The 15,979-nt window shown below is 72.0% G+C and carries 17 protein-coding genes, 1 tRNA gene and 2 pseudogenes; 10 read left to right on the forward strand and 10 right to left on the reverse strand.

Features of this window, described 5'->3' with window-relative positions:
* Positions 1-555, forward strand: a pseudogene (locus DJ75_RS03180) (hypothetical protein); the annotation flags it as partial.
* A gap of 19 nt (positions 556-574) precedes the next feature.
* On the opposite strand, the gene DJ75_RS03185 reads toward DJ75_RS03180, so the two are convergent.
* On the reverse strand, positions 575-1,144 hold the full coding sequence (locus DJ75_RS03185; protein WP_094522467.1) for a nitrous oxide reductase accessory protein NosL: 570 nt from the start codon (positions 1,142-1,144) through the stop codon (positions 575-577).
* A 105-nt stretch (positions 1,145-1,249) separates the two neighbouring features.
* On the opposite strand from DJ75_RS03185, the gene DJ75_RS03190 reads away from it, so the two are divergent.
* The 3 genes from DJ75_RS03190 to DJ75_RS03200 are packed head-to-tail and all read left to right on the forward strand — an operon-like array spanning position 1,250 to position 4,981.
* The gene (locus tag DJ75_RS03190; RefSeq protein ID WP_094522469.1) at positions 1,250-3,313 is read left to right on the forward strand and encodes a NosD domain-containing protein; all 2,064 of its coding nucleotides are present in this window, start codon (positions 1,250-1,252) and stop codon (positions 3,311-3,313) included.
* Complete coding sequence (locus tag DJ75_RS03195) at positions 3,306-4,121, forward strand: ABC transporter ATP-binding protein (RefSeq protein WP_094522471.1); 816 nt, start codon at positions 3,306-3,308, stop codon at positions 4,119-4,121. The genes DJ75_RS03190 and DJ75_RS03195 overlap by 8 nt, the downstream gene beginning before the upstream one ends.
* On the forward strand, positions 4,118-4,981 hold the full coding sequence (locus tag DJ75_RS03200; RefSeq protein WP_094522473.1) for an ABC transporter permease subunit: 864 nt from the start codon (positions 4,118-4,120) through the stop codon (positions 4,979-4,981). The genes DJ75_RS03195 and DJ75_RS03200 overlap by 4 nt, the downstream gene beginning before the upstream one ends.
* 25 nt (positions 4,982-5,006) lie before the next feature.
* Here the strand turns inward: DJ75_RS03200 and DJ75_RS03205 are convergent, their stop codons facing one another.
* On the reverse strand, positions 5,007-5,375 hold the full coding sequence (locus DJ75_RS03205; RefSeq protein WP_241881518.1) for a hypothetical protein: 369 nt from the start codon (positions 5,373-5,375) through the stop codon (positions 5,007-5,009).
* Positions 5,376-5,497: 122 nt separating this feature from the next.
* On the opposite strand from DJ75_RS03205, the gene DJ75_RS03210 reads away from it, so the two are divergent.
* The 4 genes and pseudogenes from DJ75_RS03210 (at position 5,498) to DJ75_RS03225 (ending at position 8,426) form a co-directional block, all read left to right on the forward strand.
* Positions 5,498-6,001: a winged helix-turn-helix transcriptional regulator gene (locus DJ75_RS03210; protein WP_094522475.1), complete on the forward strand. Its 504-nt coding sequence runs from the start codon at positions 5,498-5,500 to the stop codon at positions 5,999-6,001.
* Between the two features lie 119 nt (positions 6,002-6,120).
* A pseudogene (locus DJ75_RS03215) lies at positions 6,121-6,981 on the forward strand (sulfite exporter TauE/SafE family protein).
* Positions 6,982-7,054: 73 nt separating this feature from the next.
* Positions 7,055-7,741: an SCO family protein gene (locus DJ75_RS03220; RefSeq protein WP_094522477.1), complete on the forward strand. Its 687-nt coding sequence runs from the start codon at positions 7,055-7,057 to the stop codon at positions 7,739-7,741.
* Between the two features lie 43 nt (positions 7,742-7,784).
* Positions 7,785-8,426, forward strand: a complete 642-nt coding sequence (locus DJ75_RS03225) for a DJ-1/PfpI family protein (RefSeq protein WP_094522479.1) — start codon at positions 7,785-7,787, stop codon at positions 8,424-8,426.
* 5 nt (positions 8,427-8,431) lie between these two features.
* Here the strand turns inward: DJ75_RS03225 and DJ75_RS03230 are convergent, their stop codons facing one another.
* From DJ75_RS03230 to DJ75_RS03260, 7 genes are all read right to left on the reverse strand, one after another.
* Positions 8,432-8,905: a universal stress protein gene (locus DJ75_RS03230; protein ID WP_094522481.1), complete on the reverse strand. Its 474-nt coding sequence runs from the start codon at positions 8,903-8,905 to the stop codon at positions 8,432-8,434.
* Between the two features lie 134 nt (positions 8,906-9,039).
* A complete protein-coding gene (locus DJ75_RS03235; protein WP_094522482.1) occupies positions 9,040-9,342 on the reverse strand; it encodes a hypothetical protein in 303 nt (100 codons plus the stop codon).
* Entirely contained in the window at positions 9,339-10,655 is a 1,317-nt protein-coding gene (locus tag DJ75_RS03240; protein WP_094522484.1) for a helix-hairpin-helix domain-containing protein, read from the reverse strand. The genes DJ75_RS03235 and DJ75_RS03240 overlap by 4 nt, the downstream gene beginning before the upstream one ends.
* A complete protein-coding gene (locus DJ75_RS03245) occupies positions 10,652-11,044 on the reverse strand; it encodes a hypothetical protein (protein ID WP_094522486.1) in 393 nt (130 codons plus the stop codon). Before DJ75_RS03245 ends, DJ75_RS03240 begins: the two co-directional genes overlap by 4 nt.
* A complete protein-coding gene (locus DJ75_RS03250) occupies positions 11,034-11,630 on the reverse strand; it encodes a hypothetical protein (protein WP_094522488.1) in 597 nt (198 codons plus the stop codon). The genes DJ75_RS03245 and DJ75_RS03250 overlap by 11 nt, the downstream gene beginning before the upstream one ends.
* An 80-nt stretch (positions 11,631-11,710) precedes the next feature.
* Positions 11,711-12,229: a hypothetical protein gene (locus DJ75_RS03255; RefSeq protein ID WP_094522490.1), complete on the reverse strand. Its 519-nt coding sequence runs from the start codon at positions 12,227-12,229 to the stop codon at positions 11,711-11,713.
* A gap of 407 nt (positions 12,230-12,636) precedes the next feature.
* Positions 12,637-12,710, reverse strand: a tRNA-Tyr gene (locus tag DJ75_RS03260).
* A gap of 152 nt (positions 12,711-12,862) precedes the next feature.
* Here DJ75_RS03260 and DJ75_RS03265 point away from each other — a divergent pair.
* Together DJ75_RS03265 and DJ75_RS03270 are read left to right on the forward strand one after the other, a co-directional pair.
* Positions 12,863-13,738: a hypothetical protein gene (locus DJ75_RS03265; RefSeq protein WP_094522492.1), complete on the forward strand. Its 876-nt coding sequence runs from the start codon at positions 12,863-12,865 to the stop codon at positions 13,736-13,738.
* A gap of 186 nt (positions 13,739-13,924) precedes the next feature.
* Entirely contained in the window at positions 13,925-14,515 is a 591-nt protein-coding gene (locus DJ75_RS03270; RefSeq protein WP_094522494.1) for an NAD(P)/FAD-dependent oxidoreductase, read from the forward strand.
* 43 nt (positions 14,516-14,558) lie between these two features.
* Here DJ75_RS03270 and DJ75_RS03275 read toward each other — a convergent pair whose 3' ends face one another.
* Positions 14,559-15,794, reverse strand: a complete 1,236-nt coding sequence (locus DJ75_RS03275; RefSeq protein WP_094522496.1) for an FAD-dependent oxidoreductase — start codon at positions 15,792-15,794, stop codon at positions 14,559-14,561.
* Between the last annotated feature and the right edge of the window lie 185 nt (positions 15,795-15,979).

Below are 15,979 nucleotides of genomic sequence, written 5' to 3' on the forward strand. Positions count from 1 at the left end.
ACCGGTGACGGCGGGGCGGGTGACGGTGGGACCAGCGACGGGACGGACGAGAGCGGAACCGCCGGCGGCGACACCGGGACGGGGGACGCCGACGGCGAGACCGGTGGCGACGACGCTGACGGGCCGGTCGGATCGGTCGACGGCGACTCCGACGCGGAATCCGGCGGCTCCGCCGACCAGGCCTCCGGCGCTGACGACGAGGGGCCGACGGCCGAGCCCGCCGGCATCCGGTTCAACGGGGTGCCCGTCGCGTGGTCGCTGTTCGCGGGCTTCCTCGCGGGGCTCACGAACTACCTCGTCCAGACCCGGATCAGGGACGTGCTCCCGGCGCTGAAGACGGAGCGGTCGAACCGCAGGGAGCGCGTGCGGAACGTCCTCGCCCGAGAGGCGGTGATCACGGTTGCCGTGATAGCGCTCACCGTGCTGGTGGCGGGCGTCCTGTCCAACGCCGGAATCACCGGGATCCCGCGGCTCGTCGCGACGCTGGCGTTCTCGGCGATCGTCGGCACCGTGTCCGGGGCACGCGGCCTTCCGGACCTCACAGAGCGCCGTTAATCGCCTCCGGCGACGGTTCTCACAGCGCTTCCAGCGTCGATCGCTCGACGTCCGTCGCCGGCATCGGCTCCCCGCCGTACTCATCGACGAACGCCGTCACGTCCGCCTCCTCGCTGAACGGGATCAGCTCCGGCCCCATCGCGCCGACGACCTCGCTACGCGCGACGACGGTGAGATCGGTCGTTCGCGAGAACGCCTCGCTCTCGACGTGCGAGGAGAACATGACGTCGGAGCCCTCCTCGAACACCTCTTGATCGACGAGCGAGTAGTCGGTGAGGAACGTCGCCAGCGGGGTCCGTCCGGCGTCCTCGGCGTCGAACCGGTAGGTGTACGTGCAGGTGCTGCTGCAGAACTGCCCCGGTCGCCCGCCCTCGGGCTCGTCGTCCTCGAAGTGGACCTGTCCGACCGGCCCGGGGTGGTCCTCGATTATCATTCCGCACTGGTCGCAGGCGCGCTCCCCGTCGAGCGAGATCGGCGTGATCGACGCGCTCTCTTCGCCGAGACAGCCGGCGGCCGCGAGCGCGATCCCCGCGCCGACTCCGGAGAGCAGTCGCCGACGCGACGTCGGCGGATGCTGGTGGTCTCCCATGCGTAACAGTTGCTGAACCATCGTCTTAGACCCTCTGGACCGATTCAATCCCCCGTTCGAGGAACGAACCAGATCGGATAAACCCCGGGAGAAATAAACGTCACCGTGACGAGATTCGACCCCTTCGGCGATCCGCCGCTCCCGGTCCGGCTGGCGCTCGCGGCGCTCGTCCTCGCCGCCGCGGCGGCGACGGCGGGGGCGTTCGTCGCCGATCCCGAGACAGCGGCGCCGTCGCCGGTCGCCTACGACGACGTCGTCGAGCTCGGCCTCTCCTCCGAGACGGACGCGCTGATGGCGGGATCGGCGACGATTCCGCGGACGCAGGTCTTCTACTCGCAGCTCCAGTACGTCGTCGGCTACAACGGCGTCGAGTCGTTCGCGGCGGCGCTCGAGGACGACCGGGCGGAGCGGCAGTTCGGCTACCCGGTCGTCGCCTACGTCGAGACGTTCGACGACGCGCGGCCGGGGACGACCGAGCGCGGCCTGTTCGACGCGGAGCTGGCCGGCGAGTGGACGCCGGCGCCGGAGGCGGTGTACGTGGTCGGGAGCGACGCCCGGAGCCCGGCGGGGGAGACGGTCGTCCCGTTCCGCGAGCGAGCCGCCGCCGAGGCGTTCACAGCCGACCACGGCGGGCGGGTGATCGACTGGGGCGCGGTCCGGGACCGGTCGTTCGACACGGACTCCGCGGCGGCGGTGCGCGGGATGGCCCCCGACCGCTGGACGGCGGCCGACCAGCGGATCGCGGCCGCCGACCGGCGCGCCGACCGACCCGTCTCCGTCGTCGTCGGCGAGGACGCGCCGACGATCGGGGCGGCGCTCGCGGCCGCGCCGGCGAACACGACCGTCGCCGTCCCGCCGGGCACCTACGAGGAGACCCTGACGGTGAACGAGTCGGTCACGATCGCCGGGGAGGACGCGCGCATACGCGGCGACGGGAACGGCTCGGTGATCACGGTGCGAGCGCCGGACGTGGCGATCACCGGGGTCGCGGTCGACGGCAGCGGGAACGAAACGCGCGACCCGGATGCGGCGCGATCGGGCCGCGACCCCGAGGGCGGGGCGTGGGACACCAACATCCAGCTCGGGTACGGCCACGGCGACGCGGGGATCCGCGCGATCGACGCGCCCGGGCTGTTCGTCGACGACGTGACGATCGAGGCGAGCGCCAGCGGCATCCTCCTCCGGGACGGCTCCGACGCCGCGGTCCGCGACCTCCGCGTCAACGGGACGGAGGAGTGGCAGGACGGGTTCATGGGAATTACTGGCATGCAGTCGCGGGTGACGGTGACGGACAGCGAGTTCGCGGGCGGCCGCGACGGGATCTACCTCCACCGCGCCGACGACTCCGTCGTCCGGAACTCCGAGTTCGCGGACAACCGCTACGGCGTCCACCTCATGTACACGAGCGACGCGCTGATCGCCGACAACGCCTTCCGAGACGAGCTCTTCGGCGGGGTCACGGTGATGACGCGTCCCTCGGGCAACGCGATCGTCGGCAACGACGTGCGGAACTCCAGCGCGGGGATCCAGGCCTCGGGGACCAGGGCGTACATCGGGTACAACACCCTCGTCGGCAACGAACTCGGCTTCTCGACCAGCTCGCGCGGGTCCCTGTACGAGCGCAACGTCGCCGCGAACAACGAGCTGGGGGCCCGCGCGACCACCGTCGTCCCGTCGAGTCGGGTCGTCGAGAACGACTTCGTCGCCAACGCGGACCACGCGGCCGCCGGGGCGGGCGCGCTCAGGGTCTGGGCCGACGGCGGCCGCGGGAACTACTGGGAGGGCGCGAACGTCGGGATCCACGACCCTGGCGAGCGCGCGTATCGACCCACCTCGCCCGTCGACGGCGCGCTCCACCGCGAGGTCTCCCTAGTCGCCGTGCGCGAGTCGCCCGCGGTCGCCCTCCTCGACCGCCTCCGCGGGACGGTCCCCGGCGCGCGTTCGGGGAGCATCATCGACCCCGCCCCGGCGACGGAGCCGTACGCGTCCGACCGGGTAGCGGCGGCGCTCGACCCGGACGCGGGACCGGTCCACGCCGACTGGCGCGCCCGGTCCGGCGGCGGAGAGGGAGATAGAAACGCGACCGGGTCGAACGCGATCGGGACGAACACGAACGCACCGAACGCGACGAGACGCGGGGCCGCGACGAGCGGGGTGGCGGATGTCTGACGGCCTCGTCGCGAGCCTCTCCGGGGCGGCGCGGACGTACGGCGGCGTCCGGGTGCTCGACGACGTTTCGCTCGACGTCGAGCCCGGCGTCACCGCCGTCGTCGGCCCGAACGGCTCCGGGAAGTCGACGCTGCTGCGAGTGCTCGTCGGCGCGACGGAGCCGACCGCGGGCGAGGTCCGGTACACCGGTGCGACCGGGCCGAAGCCGATCGGCTACCTCCCCCAGCGGGTCCCGTTCCGGGACGGGTTCACCGCCCGCGAGACGCTCGCGTTCTACGCGCGGCTCGTCGGCGACGACCCGGACGCGGCGCTGGAGCGCGTCGGCCTCGGCGACGCGGGTGACAGGCACGTCGAGGCGCTCTCGGGCGGCATGCGTCGGCTGTTGGGCATCGCGCAGGCGGTCCTCGGGGACCCCTCGCTCGTGGTCCTCGACGAGCCGGCGAGCGGGCTCGACCCCGGGATGCGCGAGCGCGCGTTCCGCGCGGCCGCGAACCGCGCCGACGGCGACACCGGGGTCGTCGTCTCGTCGCACGCCCTCGACCTCGTCGACGCCCACGCCGACCGGATCGTGATCCTGCGTCGGGGACGGGTCGCCGCCGCGGGCCCCCTCGATCCACTGCTCGACGAGCACGGCGCGGCCGACGCGAGCGAACTCTACCGCGCCGTGGTCGGCGAGTCCGGCGCGAGTCGGAGCGCCGCGGACGCCGGCGACGCGACGGAGGGAGACGGCGAGCGCGAGGGGAGCGACGGCGAGGGCGACGAGGACGCGGAGCCGGACGTTCACGTCACGGGGGTGTCGGACCGATGAGCGGCCGCCTCGCGGGAGTCTCGACCGTGTTCCGGCGCGAGATCGCGACGGTGGTCCGTACTCCCGGCTACGGCGTACTGGCGGTCGGCCTCCTCGCGGCCCTCGGCGGCCTCCTCGCGGCCGGTGGCGGCGGCGCGACCGGCTTCGTGCCGGCGGTCGTGGACCTGCTCCTCCCGACCGAGGCCCTGGTCCCGCTGGTCGCGGTGGTGTTGGGCTACCGGGCGCTGCTGACCGATGCCGCGAGCGGCGAGCTCGCGGTGATCCGGACGTACCCGGTCCGCGTCGGCGAGTACGTCGCGGGGGTGTTGCTCGCGCGGCTGGTCGCGCTCGTCGCCGTGGTCGGCGTCCCGTACGCAGCTATCGGCGCCGTCGTCTGGCTGACCGCCGCGCCGGACACGGGGATCTTCGCGACCCACACCGGCGTCGACTCGCCGCTGCTGTACCTGCGGTTCCTCGCGTTCGTCCTCCTCCTCGGCGCGGCGTACGTGTCGCTCGCGGCGGCCGTCTCCGCGCTCGCCGCGAGCCGCCGCAGCGCGATCGCGCTCGGGAGCCTCGCCTTGGTGGCGGGCGTGCTCGGCGGCGACCTCGTCCTGCTCCGATCGCTCGCCGCCGGGGCATCACCGACGACGGTCCCCGCGTCGATCGCGCTCGCTCCCAACGGGGCGTTCCGCGGGCTCGTCTTCGAGCACGTGATCGGCGTCGCCTTCGCGCCGGAGGGCGGGTTCGTCTCGACCGCCCGGGCGGTCGCGTCGCTGGTCGGATGGACGCTCCTCGGGGCCGTCGTCGCGGGCGTCACGCTCGCCTACGGGCGGCGCGTCGACGCGGCGGTCGAGCGCGTTCGCCGCGAGATCGGGGACTGAGCGGCCGCGTGAGGCGGCCCGCCGATCAGTCGGCGGTCGTGTCGTCCCCGACCGACCCCGGGGCGTACGCGTACACCGCGTAGAGGACGACCGCGGCGATGAGGAAGTCCAGGCTGTGTTCGACGTAGTGGTGCACCGGCATCGGGACGACGCCGAGGACGGTGCCCGCGCCCACGACCGAGCGGGCGAGGAGGGCGCCGACCGCGACGCTTATCAGGCCGTACTGGGCGCTCCGCCGGCGGCGGTAGGCGACGAGGCTCACGAGGAAGAGCAGCCCCGTTCCGAGGCCGGCGACGAACACGACGCCGAGCAGCGGCAGCGAACCCTCTACGCCCCATCCGCCGGCGGTCGCGCTCGCAGTCGCGGTCGCGCTCGCAATCTGGCTCGCGAGAATCGGACTCACGTTCTCGGTGTCTACTGCGGCGAGCGACAAGAATACTCCCCCGGCCGCTCCCACGCGGAGAGAACGCGCGGGCTCGTTTTAGGTGCCGATCCGGTAGCTCCAAGCGAGCACCAATGCCGGAGACCAGAGTCCGGGTTCGCCGACACGTCCGCGACACGCCGGGCGTCCACTTCAACCGGGTGAGCCGCGACCTCGACATCGCCACCGGGCAGGCGCAGTACCACCTGCGCCGGCTCGTCCGGGACGGCGAGGTCGCCGTGGAGCGGATCGGCGGCCGCGCCCACTACTTCGATCCGGCGTTCGACCCGTGGGAGCGACGGGCCGTCGCCTTCCTCCGCCGCGAGACCGCCCGCGAGATCCTCGTTCGGCTCCACGCCGAGGGGGCGACCCGCCCGGCGACGCTCGCGGCGGAGTTGGACCTCGCGCGGAGCACCGTCTCGTGGCACGTCTCGAACCTCACCGAGAGCGGGGTCGTCGAGAAGTCCGACGACCGGCCCGTGCGCGTCTCGCTCGCGCGTCCCGAGCGGACCGCGGCGCTCCTCGACGAGGTGTCGGCATCGCTCCCGGACCGGATCGTGGACCGGTTCGTCCGGACCGTCGACGACCTGTTCGAGTAGCCCGCCCTCGCGGTCGCGGTCCGACGCCGTGACCGCGCTCCCCGCCGCCGGTAGATCGCGGGCCCCCGTTCGCCGATCGCACCAGATCCGTTAGGGCCGCCGCGTGCGTGGGTTCGGACATGCGCGAACTCGGGGGCGGCGTCGGCTCGCTCGGGGCCTCGCTCGCCCCCGCGACGGCGACGTGCGAGCCCACCGGAACGATCCACTCGGCGGAGCCGCTGAGCCTCGGCGTCTTCCTGCTCGTCGGCCTCCTCGGCGGCGCGCACTGCCTCGGCATGTGCGGACCGCTCGTCTCCACGTACGCGGACCGGATGCGCGAGGGCGCCGCCGACGGGCGAGCCGGCGGCCGGGACGACCTCACCGTGCGACAGGTGCGCCAGCACGCGCTGTTCAACCTCGGACGGACCGCCAGCTACGCCGCGATCGGCGGGCTGTTCGGCCTCGCCAGGAGCCTCGCGTTCGTGACGGGCCGCACCGTGACGACGGTCGCCGGCGACGTCCACGCGCTCGCGGGGATCGCGGTCGGCGGGGTCGTCATCGCGATCGGGGCGCGGTACGCGCTCCGGCTGGAACTCCAGCGGATCCCGGTGCCCGGGCTCGACGCCGCCGCCGGAGCGGTGACCGGTCGGATCGTGCCCCGCGTGGACGCGTGGGTCGGCAGCTGGCGGATCGTCGGGCTCGGCGCCGCCCACGGCCTCCTGCCGTGCCCGCTGTTGTACCCCGCCTTCCTGTACGCGTTCGTCTAGGGGAGCGCGCTCGGCGGCGCGGCCGCGCTCGGCGCGCTCGGCCTCGGCACCGTCCCGGCGCTGTTCGTCTTCGGCACCGCGTTCGGCGCCGTGAGCGTCGAGACCCGCATGCGGATCCACCGGGCGCTGGGCGTCGCCTTCGTCGCGCTCGGGTACATCCCGCTCCAGCACGGGCTCGCGACGCTCGGCGTCCCGCTGCCGCACCCCCCGATCCCGTACTACTCGCCGTTATAAATCCCGCGAGCGACGAGCCGCGTTCGACGGGCGCACCAGACCGGTTATGCGAGCGCGGTCCGACGACTTCGGTATGCAACGGCGAGCGGTGCTCGGCGGGATCGCTGCGGCGACGACCGGCGCGGTCGCCGGCTGCGCCTCGGTGCTCGGCGACGAGCCGGAAGGGGTCGTGCTCGGCCCGCAGGAGGACCAACTCGCGGACAGCGAGGATCTCGCGTATCCCGCGTACGGCCAACCACTCCCCGCGTTCGAGCTTCGGGACCCGATCGCGGGGGTGACGATCGACAGCGAGGCGCTCGATCGGACCGCGATCGTGACCGGGGTGTTCACCACCTGTCCCGTCGAGTGCGGGATCCTCCTTCGACGGCTGGTGTCCGTCCAGCGGCGGGTCGCCGACGCGGGACTGACCGACGAGACGGCCTTCCTCCCGATCACCTTCGACCCCGAGCGCGACGACGCGGCGACGCTTCGGGAGAACGCCGAGACGATCGGCGTGAACCTCGACAGCGGCAACTGGCACTACCTCCGCCCGGAGACGCCGGAGCGGGCGAAGGCGGTCGTCGAGGACCGGCTCGGGATCGGCTTCGAGCGGACGACCGAGAGCGAGCGACTCCCCGGGTACGACTTCACCCACGTCGTCGTCACCATGCTCGTCAATCCCGACGGGATCGTCGAGCGCGCGTACCGCGGCGAGCGGATCGACCGCGACCGCGTCGCCGGCGACATCGAGGCGGTCGCCGACGCCTTCGCCGCGGAGTGACAGCGGGGGAACGCACAAGCCGTCCGCCCCCCTTCGAGTCGGTATGAACGTGGACGTGCTGTTGTACGACGGCTTCGACGAACTGGACGGGATCGGTCCGTACGAGGTGTTCGACTACGCGCTGGAGTACGCCGGAGAGGGGGACGACCCGGCCGGGCGCGTCCGGTACGTGACCCTCGGCGAGCGCGACTCGGTGACCGCGAGCCACGGGACGCGCGTCGGGGTCGACGGGACCCTTCCCGAGCCGGACGCGGACGACGTCCCCGACCTGTTGCTCGTTCCGGGCGGCGGCTGGAACGCGCGCGACGCGGAGGCGAGCGCGTGGGCGGAGGCGCGGAAGGGGGACGTTCCCCGCGCGCTCGCGGCCCACCACGCGGCCGGCACGCGGATCGCCTCGGTATGCACCGGGTCCATGCTGCTCGCGGAGGCCGGCGTCACCGACGGGCGGCGCGCGGTCACCCACGCCGGCGCGATCGACGAGCTGCGCGAGTCGGGCGCCGAGGTCGTGGACGCGCGCGTCGTCGACGACGGCGACCTGCTCTCCGCGGGCGGTGTGACCTCCGGGATCGACTTGGCCCTGTACCTCGTCGAGCGGGAGTTCGGCGGCGACGTCGCCGACCGGGTCGCGACGGTCATCGAGTACGAGCGCCGCTACGAGGTCGCGGGCGGGGGCGGGGGCGACTGAGTCTGTCAGTCGCCGCCGTCGTCCGGGATCGGGGCGTCCGCCTCGTTCTCCTCGCCCTCGTTGCTCGTGACCTCGCCGTCGGCCTCGACCGTGATCACGGTGCAGTCGAGTTCGCTCCGGAGGAACGAGTCGATGTCCGGGTCGGAGAGGAGCTTCTGGACCATCCGCCGCCAGCGACCCGCCTGCTTCGAGCCGATGACGACGACGTCGGCCTTCTCGGCGACGATCTCCTCTAAGATCGTCTCCTCGACGAGGAAGCCGCGTCGGACGACGTACCGCGCGCGGTCCACCGCCCCGATCCGCCGCTCGACGGCGCGCTTGAGGTCGCTGCGGGAGACGCCGCCCGAGTTCTGATACAGGTCAACGTGGAGGATCGTGAGGTCGGCGTCGCGCTCATCGGCGACGCGGACGGCCTCTCGCAGCGTCGCCGCCGAGTGCGACGACGGCGGGAACCGGACCGGGACCACGACGAGAGTCATGTCCGGAGAGTTGCAGTGGAGGGATAAATACGCTGTCGGTGCGAATACTCGCGCTGAGAATCGAATGGCCCCGCTCGCACGACGGGAGCGCCGGTCACACGGTGGGAGCGCAGGTCATACGACCGGAGCGCCGATCACGCGATAGGAGCGCCGGTCACGGCCGCGAACTGCTCCGGATCGAACCGAACGCCGCCGACGCTGTCGACCCACGGAAGCCGCCGCAGCCGCCGAGCGCGGTCGTGGGACACGCGGACGACCGCAAACCCCGATCGGTGATGGAGCACGAGCCGGCCGCCCGTCCCCACGAGCCCGAGCAGCCCGGTGACGAACGCGTCGTGGTCGACCGACTCCGGACGCTTCACGAAGAAGAACGCCTCCGCGTCGGGGTCGGGTCCCGCGACCTCGATCGACGCGCCGAACCGCTCCGCAAGGGTCACCGCTCCTCCGTCAGCCGGGTCGCCTGCTCGATCCAGTCGGCGGCTCGGCTCGTCGACGCCCGCGTGATCTCGGCGACCGTCTCCGGATCGAGCGTCGACAGCCGCGCGACGGATCCGATCCCCTTCTCGCGGAGTCGACTCGCGTACGTCGGACCGATACCGGAGACGGATTCGAGCTCGATCGGCTCCTCGCGGCCGCCGAGCTCCTCCTGTAACGCGCGGACCCGTTCGACCGGGATCGACAACAGCTCGGCGAGCTCCTCCGGGTCCCGCTCCACGAGCGCGTCGAGGTCGGTGACGCCGGCGCGGCGCAGTCGGTCCGCGACGGCCGAGCCGTTCTCCGGGTCGACCTCGACGATCGCGCGGCGGAACGCCTCCATGCGCGCCTTCTCCTCGTCGTCGGTCCGTTCTTCGGGCCTCTCCTCAGCGGTCTCGTCGGGGTTCTCCTCTCCGGTCTCGTCGGCGGGCGCGTCGTCCGCGGGTTCGTCCGCGTTCGAATCGCTCCCTCCCGTCGCGTCCGAGTCGGTCGAGGCGCCGGTATCCGCCTCCGCGCTCGACTCGTCGGCCGACTCCGAATCGTCGCCGGGCTCCTCGGCGAGGACGAGGTCGACGGGAGCACCGGGCTCGGCGACGGCGTAGGCGTCGGGGAACTGCTCGACGACGGCCCCGGGCGTCGTCGTCGGGTCGGGAGCGCGTTCGACCGTTCCGACCGCGAGGTCGGCGGCCGTCAGCCGGCTGACCGCGGCCTCGCGCGACAGCCCCCGTAGCTCCGGCACGTCGACGTACTCCGTCTCCGGTCGTTCCGGTTCGGTGCGGGGCGCCCGCAGCCGGAACGAGACCTCGCTGAGGTTCGCCGAGAGCGACGACTCGTCCAGCGAGGGGAGGTGCATCCGGACCCCCTCCTCGGTCTGGGTGACGTTCGCCTTGAGCGTGAAGTCGACGTCGTCGACGCGGTAGCGCTCGCTCGACAGGTCCTCGTCGGCCGCCTCCAGCGCCGCGCCGAGGTTCGAGAAGACGGTCTTCGGCTCCAGCGCCGGGCGCTCCATCTCCAGTTCCCGGACGCGCTCCTGAAGCCGCTCGCGGTCGTCCGTCAGCTTCGAGAGCTGGTGTTCGAGCGCGTCGCGTTCGGTCCGCACGTCGAGCACGTCGGTCTGGAGCCGGACGAGCGACTCCTGCTGCTCGGTGATCACCCGCTCGACCGCCGCCCGCTCGACGGTTTCGAACTTCTCGACGTCGACCTGGGGGATCTCCTCCAACTGAAACGTCTCAGCGATGCGATACGATTCGCTCTTGGCGTCGAACCGGTCGCTCATGGCCGACGCGACTCCGGCGGAACGGGCGCTATCTTGAGGCGTACCTCGCTCGCGATCTCGGCGTCCACCTCGTACTCGCCGACGACGCGGTGGTTGAGCGGCACCGCGCTCACGACGGGCTTGTACCCGCGGACCTCGTTGGTCTCCGGGTCTCGGATCTCCTTACCCTCGACGGAGAGCGTCAGCTCCAGGTCCGCCTCGACCTCGGAGAACCGGAGCCAGGAGGCGTCGAGGTCGTACGCGAGTTCGCCGCTCTCGATCTCCCGTTCGAGCGCGCGCTGGGCCGCCATCGATCGGCGGTCCAACTCCTCCTGGCCCTCCGCGACCGAGAACGCGACCGAGCGGACGAACTCCGAGAGCGGTCGCGCGAGCCACTCGTCAGTCGGCACGGTCGCCTCCGCGTTCCGCGTCCGCTTCCGCCGGGGGGCCGACCCGCCTCGGCAGCGGCGTCGGTTCGAGACGCGCGGCCAGTCGAGCGTTCGCGCCGCCCTCCCGGTCGAACCGCCGCCGGTCGATCACCGACTGCGTGCTCGCCGTGAGCCCGTCTACGGGTTCGTTTTCGTCGTCACTCAGTCGGTCGGTGTCGTCCGCTCCTTCATCGATCCCCCGAGCGTCGTCGCCCTCGCGCTCGGTCGCGCGCACGTCGACGGCGACCTCGATCGTCGCCTCGCTGAACCGGTACCAGGCGGGCGTGATCCCGAGTTCCAGCAGGGACCGACGCTCCGTCGCGGCCGGCGTCGCCGTGACCGAGCCGTCGGTGTCGATCGTCCGCGTGACCGACGGGACGACCTCGAGTTCGGTCTCCGCGAGCGACGCCCCCGTCGCCGCGCTGTGCGCGTCGAGCGCGGTCTGCGCGTCGGCGACGCCCGCGGCCAGCAGGGAGACGAGGTCGTCGAACGGGACGTCCGCGACCGGCTGAGTCGGTCGGCGGCGGGCTGTACTAGGCGGGGAAACGTGATGGGCTCGTAGTGGCATAGGTGTCGGTGTCGCGGGTGCGGATGCGGTCGCCGGCGAGAGCCGCGCTCTCGGGTGTCGGCGACCGGGACCCGATTCGATCACTCGTCGGTCGTGGTGCGGTTGTCGACCGTCTCGACCTCGGGGAAGAGGTACGGCGGCTCCGGCACCGGGACCATCGTGGTCTTCAGTTTGCTCGTCCCGTGCACCTCCTTCCCGAACTTGCGGTTGTGGCTCACGTCGGTCTGGATGCTGCCGCCCCACAGGCCGAACCCGGCGTGCGCCTCGGCGCTGACGTCGATGTTCGTCTCCCGTTCGGTGGTCGTCTTGATGTCCATCTCGACCTCGATGACGGCCTCCGAGAACCGGTAGAACGTCGGGAACAGCCCCGCCTGCAGCAGCGAGACGTCTATCGCGTCCGCCGAGGAGTAGGTGACGTCGCCGTTCGAGTCGATCGTCCGCGTGATCGCCGGGACGACCTCGATCTCGGTCTCCGCCAGCGTCTTGGCGACCTCGACCGAGTTCATGTCCAACTGGTTCTGTGCGTCCGCGATCCCCTGCCCCATGCTGGCCACCATCTCGGGGAACGGTACGTCGAGTAACTCCTGTCCTACGGACATTCTTAAGCAATAATCACAATAGATATTAAACTAGTATGTAATAAATTAGAGGAGTTGTCACCGGTTTTTGTCGGCGTAACCGCGCTCGCGCCGTCGGTCGACGGCCCTCGAGTGTCACGGATTCCGACTCGGCGGCGACCCGGGGGTCGCTCCCGTCGGCCCCACTCCTGCGGGAAGCAGGCCGATCATGTGGCCATCGCTAAGAACGTGATGAGAGTAAGACAGGCGTGCACTGCGACCCGGCCGGAAAGGGAGTCCGCCCTCCCCGAATTGAACTCGCCGAGACAGTCCGGGCGTGCGGCTCGCTCCGCTCGCCGTTCCGGGCTGTGACTCGTCTGCTCAATTCGGGTCGATCGTCCCTCACGTTCAGCAACCGATCGCTGTCGCTCACGGTTGCTGAGGTTCAGTCCGCCCTCCCCGAATTGAACGGGGGACAAGTCGATCTACAGTCGACTGCTCTACCAGGCTGAGCTAAGGGCGGTCACTGAAACATAGCCGCTGGATTCGACTTAAGGGTTCCCTTTCAGCGCAGGTGTGATCCGCCGTACCGCGGGCGCCTCGGGCACCGCCCGGCTCGCTCCGATCTCGCCCGCCGCGCGCGGTTTTTAAGTCGCTCGCGGCGGGAGCGGGCGTATGGCCGACGGCGACGACAGACAGGCGACGTTCGGGTCGGACGGGAGCTTGGAGACCGACACGACGCCGGACGCGACCGGCGACAACGACTTCGGCGAGCCGAAGGAGGCGAACGAGACCGACGGGGGGTACAACCGCTACGCCGTCTCCAGCCTGCTCCAGAAGGCCGTGCGGCGCTCCGACGAGGAGGTCGCCGCGTGGGCCGCCTGGGAGCTGGCGCGCTCCGGCTACTCGTGGAACCTCTGGGACCGCCTGAACCTCTACGTCGTCGAGGACCTCCGCGCCGGCAGCGACGTCGCGCTCGCGATCCAGCGCTACGAGGAGCTCGCTACCGAGCGCTGGGAGCCCGCCGAGTGGAAGGGCCGCCTCTGCGCGATCCACGCCGCGCTGGCGGCCGCCCGCGCGCGGTCGACCCGCGAGGGCCCCAACGCCGACGAGTACTTCCGCGCCGTCGCCGACCGCCGCGCCGAGGCCCGCGAGCGCGGCGAGGAGCCCGCCCACGACTTCCCGGTCGGCGACCTCGAACCCGGCGGCGAGTTCGACGCGATCTTCGACGGCCACACCGGCGAGGGGTCGAAGCTGGGGCGCGGCACGCGCTTCTTCAAGACGCGCGGCGCGCGGGTCGGACCGGAGGGGGAAGGCGAGCACAGCGCCCGCTGGCAGCGCCTCGCGATGCTGCTCGACGACGACCGCGACTACTCCGCCGCCGAGCTCGACCGCGCCGTCGAGCCCGTCGACCCGGACGACCCGTGGCGCGAGCCCGAGACGGTCGGCGGCGGGGACGACGAGAGCGCGGAGGGAGACCGGACCGGCGAGGGCGAGAGTCGGAACGGATCCGACGACGCCGACGGGTCACTCTCAGACTTCTCGTCGTAGTCGCCGGCTGACCCGCGGACCAGCGGACCGCCGACCGCCGTCCGTCGACCGCCGACCGCCAATCGCCAGTCGCCGACCGCCAATCGCCAATCGCCGACCGCCAATCGCCAATCGCCGACCGTCCGCTACCGCACCCGTGTCGCCGGTTCCGCCAACGCTTATCAGCCCGGCTTGGGAAGTGACGGCATGGCAGACGTAGCGATCGTCGGTGGCGGGCCGGCCGGACTCAGCGCGGGGCTGTTCGCGGGCAAGAACGGGCTCGACGCGGTCCTGTTCGACACCGACAAGACCTGGATGCACAAGGCGCACCTGTTCAACTACCCCGGGATCGGCTCGGTCGGTGGCGACGAGTTCCTCGCGACCCTCCGCCAGCAGGCGGACGACTTCGGCGTCGATCGGAAGCAGGGCGAGGAAGTCACCGACGTCGCCGAGTCGGACGCTGGGTTCGCGGTGACGACCGAGGCGGGCGAGTACGAGGCCGACTACCTCGTGCTCGCCACGGGCGCGAGCCGCGACCTCGCGGAGTCGCTCGGCTGCGCGCTCGGCGACGACGACACGGTCGACGTCGACGTCTCGATGGAGACCAGCGTCGACGGCGCCTACGCGACGGGCGGGATGGTCCGCGCCGAGGAGTGGCAGGCGGTCATCTCGGCCGGCGACGGCGCCGCCGCGGCCCTCAACATCCTCTCGAAGGAGAAGGGCGAGCACTACCACGACTTCGACGTCCCCGACACCGCGACCTCGGTGTTCGGCGACCTGATCGACGACGTCGAGTAGCCGGACTCGCCCCCGGCGCCCTCGCCGTCCGATCCCCGCCGTTTCAGTCGTCGTCAGCGGCGGCGCTCACGACGCCGGCGTCGGTCGGGTTCGCCCCGCCGTACCGTTCGACGAACTCGTCGAGCCGAGCGGGGTCGTCGGCGCCGGGGAGCGGCTCCGTCGCGGTGTCGCAGCCGGCGTCGACGCCGAGTCGCTCGCAGACGCGGTCGGCCGTCAGCTCGGCCATCTCCCGGTAGGTCGTCAGCTTCCCGCCGACGACCGTGTGGAGGTTCCCGACGCCCTCGTCGGCGTGGTCGATCACGGTGAATCCGCGCGAGATCCCGCGCCGGTTCGATCCCGTCTCGTCCGGCGCGTACAGGGGGCGGACGCCCCACCACCGTCTCACCTCCGGGGCCTCGGCGACCGCGGGGAGCATCGCCGCGCACTCCTCGATCGAGCGCTCGACCTCCCAGTCGGCCGTCTCGTACTCGTCCGGGTCGTCGACCGGGACGCTCGTCGTGCCGAGCACGGCCTCCCCCTCGTGGGGGACGACGATGTCGCCGTCGTCGGGGTCGCGACACCGGTTCAACACCGGATCGAGCCCGTCGTACTCGACGGATATCATCACGCCGCGGCTCGGCGCCATCCCCACATCGACGCCGGCCAGGTCGGCGATCCGGTCGGCCCACGCCCCCGTCGCGTTGACGACGTGGTCCGGTCGGAGCGCGGCGTCGACGTCGCCGCCGACGCGCACGGTCGAGACCGCGCCGTCGGCCGTCTCGACGGCCTCGACGGGCGCGTCGGTGTGGACGGTGGCGCCGTGTCGCTCGGCGTCGGCCGCGTTCGCGGCGACCAGCCGAGAGGGATAAATCACGCCGTCCGGCACGCGGAACGCCTCCGCGACGTCGTCGGAGAGCCCTGGAACGACCGCCTGCGCCTCGTCGGCGTCGAGCCGCTCGGTCTCGATCCCGATCTCCTCGCAGGCCGCCACCTTCTCTTCGAAGTAGTCCGGGTCGTCGCCGCCGAGGCGGACGAACAGCCCGTCGGTCTCGCGGAGGCACGCCCCGGCGATCTCGCGGAGCGTCCGGTTCTCGCGGAGGCACTCCTCGGCGCCTCGGGGGTCGTCCTCCGCGTAGCGGGCGCCGCTGTGAAGCAGGCCGTGCGAGCGCCCGGAGGTGCCGCCGGCGAGCCCGCCGCGGTCGACGAGCGTCACGTCGACGCCGCGGAGCGCCAGGTCGCGGGCGACTCCGGCCCCGGTCGCGCCGCCTCCGATCACGAGGACGGTCGGGGTGTCGCTCACGATCGGCCACCTCGGTCGGCGAAGCGGTTCGCGCGCACGTACACGACAGTCATCGGTCTGCGTCGCAGGCTCATGTCACACGTTACGACTAGCCACACTTGAGGCTACCGTCGCCGGTGGTTCGAAACCGTCGAGAAGAACCGTCTCAACCCTTCTGTACGTGAAAGCTCGGACCGGTCGAGGGT

Origin of the sequence: Halorubrum sp. Eb13, from assembly GCF_002252895.1 — an archaeon.
Taxonomy (GTDB): Archaea; Halobacteriota; Halobacteria; order Halobacteriales; family Haloferacaceae; genus Halorubrum.